Raw genomic sequence first — 2,618 nt, 5'->3', positions numbered from 1 at the left:
TTCTTGAACTCGCTGACGCTCGCAACTCGAAGACTTCGTCTTCTCGACTCCCTCCGGTCGTCACTCGAAAATCAAAGATTTTCTCGAACTCGCTGGCGCTCGTTCCCCGCTCAGGATTGGACCTCTTACGGGTAAATCCTGCTTTTTGAGGAGAGACCTGTCACACTTCCCTATCCCCTAATGACGGGGAACTGGGGAGTGAAACCCTCCGGCATAGGTACTTCAGAGCAAGAATTCGACAGTGACCTCAGTGGATCTACACGATCCAGCCCTCCGAATCTTGGGGTAAACGCCTTAATCAGTGTGAAAGTCTCACTATATCCCCGCTCCCGCACCTTTCGCAACCTTTAACTCTCCTGCCCCGCATCTCCGGGATCGATGGACACCCCCGTCTTCAGGGAGAGGATCGCCGCGTCCTCTGCGGTCTTCGTCATCGGCGTCGCGGGCGACAGCGGGTCGGGCAAGACGACCTTCACCCGCGCCATCCGGGAGATCCTGGGAGATGACCTCGTCTCTACCATAACCCTCGACGACTACCACCGCTATGACCGGACGGAACGGCGGGAACGCGGGGTCACCCCGCTGATCCCTGAGGCGAACGACCTCGACCTGCTGGCAGACCATATCCGCGCCCTGAAAAGGGGCGAGCGCATCATGAAACCGGTCTACAACCATGACAACGGCACCTTCGACCAGCCCGTGCCTTTCCAGCCTGCGAAGGTGCTCATCCTCGAAGGCCTCCACACCTTCTTCACCCCTGACCTGCGCAGCCTCATCGACATCTCCATCTTCGTGGACCCCGACCCGTGCGTCAAGAGACTCTGGAAACTGCGCCGCGATATGGAGAAGCGGGGGTACGCGCGGGAGGAGGTCATTGCCGAGATGAAAGAGCGTGAGCCTGACTATGCACGGTACATCGCACCGCAGCGGCGCTTCGCCGACGCCGTCGTGCAGATCGCGTACTCGGGCTACGGTGCGGAGGCCAGCGAGGTGCGGAACATCTACCGCGTCACCGTGCTCCAGAAAAAACTTATTCGGCAGATGATGGAGATCGGGCTCTCCCTCGATCTCGGCGAACTCCTCATGCTCTCCGACCGCCCTTTCCTCCTTGAATACGGGATCTCGACCGTCGACGGAGAGGAGATGAGCGCCCTCACCTTCGACGGCGAGATCAACCACTCGGCCATCAGGAGACTGGCGCGGACCCTCGGAAAGCAGACGAAGGCCGAAGGCATCAGGGTCTACTGCGACCGGAAGTACGTCACCGCCGGCGAGGTCGCCGAACTTATCCTCGCCTGGCGGATCCTCAACCGCTGGTTCGTGCTACAGGGAGACGCGGACAGGACAGGAAGAAAAAGATAAGTCCTCCCGACGAGAGATCTGTAGTCAATGGGCCGGTTCGAGTATTTCTCCAGCGTTTCCGCCGACATGGGGAAGATCCTGAGGTTCATGGGCATGATCTCCACCATCCCCCTCGCTGTCACCATCGCCTACGCCGAGTGGGATATGGTCATCCCCATGGGCCTGGTCCCCCTCCTCTTCATCATCGTCGGCAGTCTCCTCGCCCAGGTGCCGCGGCCGGCGCGGGAGCCCCGCCTCTCCGTCGCCCTGATGGCCGTCGCCCTCATCTGGTTCATATCGGCACTGATCGGATCGGTCCCCTTCATCGTCGGCCTGCACATGCCCCTGACGGACAGCATCTTCGAGTCGATGTCCGGGTGGACAGATACGGGCCTGACCCTCCTCCCCGATATCGGCGCCACCCCGAAAACTCTCCTCTTCTGGCGTTCATTCACGCAGTGGCTCGGCGGCCTCGGGATCGTCGCCTTCTCCGTCGCCCTCGCAAGCAGGTCCGGCCTCGTCCAGCGCGGCCTGTACCGCTCCGAGGCACGTTCCGAGGCCTTCATGCCGAGCGTCGTCGGCACCGGCATGGCCATGTGGCGGATCTATATCATCATCACCACCCTCTCTATCGGCCTCGTCCTCCTCTCGGGCGTGCCCTTCTGGGACGCGCTGAACCTGACCATGGTGGCGATCTCGACAGGAGGGTTCGCGATCACTCCCGGCGGGATATCGGACTACAACAACGTCCTCCTCGAACTCGCCCTCGTGGTCGTGATGCTTGTCGGCGCCCTGCCCTTCAAGCTCTACTACCTGATGTACTACCACCGGAAGGTCAGTATCTTCGGGGACAGGCAGGCCGTCGCTCTCCTGGTCCTTACCCTCGGTGGTTTTGTCGTCCTCACCCTCGACCTCTTCATCCTCACCGGCACCAACCTGCTGACGGCGATGCGGCAGGGGATATTCATGGCGGTGTCCGGGATAACGAGCACAGGTTTTCAGACGACGTCTCCCAGCCTCTGGCCGCCGGTGACGACACTCTTTCTGGTGATCCTGGTGCTGATCGGCGGTTCGTCGGGCTCGACCGCCGGCGGCCTCAAGATCTCCCGCGTCCTCCTCGGTCTGGAAAGCCTGCTCTGGTGGTTCAAGCGGATCTTCGTCTCCGGCAAGGCGGTCATCCCCTTCAAGCACGAGGGAAAGACGGTGCAGAAGACCACCGCCGAACTGGAGGTCTCGAAGAACATGCTCATCATCATCATGTATGTCCTGACAATTTT

At 61.0% G+C, this 2,618-nt stretch carries 2 protein-coding genes; both read left to right on the top strand.

What is annotated here, in order from left to right:
• Positions 1-378 precede the first annotated feature (378 nt).
• The gene (locus Q0520_RS07930) at positions 379-1,362 is read left to right on the top strand and encodes a phosphoribulokinase (RefSeq protein WP_298668543.1); all 984 of its coding nucleotides are present in this window, start codon (positions 379-381) and stop codon (positions 1,360-1,362) included.
• 27 nt (positions 1,363-1,389) lie between these two features.
• Positions 1,390-2,618 (top strand): TrkH family potassium uptake protein (locus Q0520_RS07925; RefSeq protein ID WP_298668540.1); only part of this gene is annotated, 1,229 nt, incomplete at its 3' end.

It is taken from the genome of uncultured Methanofollis sp. (genome assembly GCF_937919355.1).
Classification (GTDB): Archaea; Halobacteriota; Methanomicrobia; order Methanomicrobiales; family Methanofollaceae; genus Methanofollis.
The sequence above is the reverse complement of the archived record's forward strand: the minus strand, read 5'-3'. Positions and strand labels throughout refer to the sequence as shown.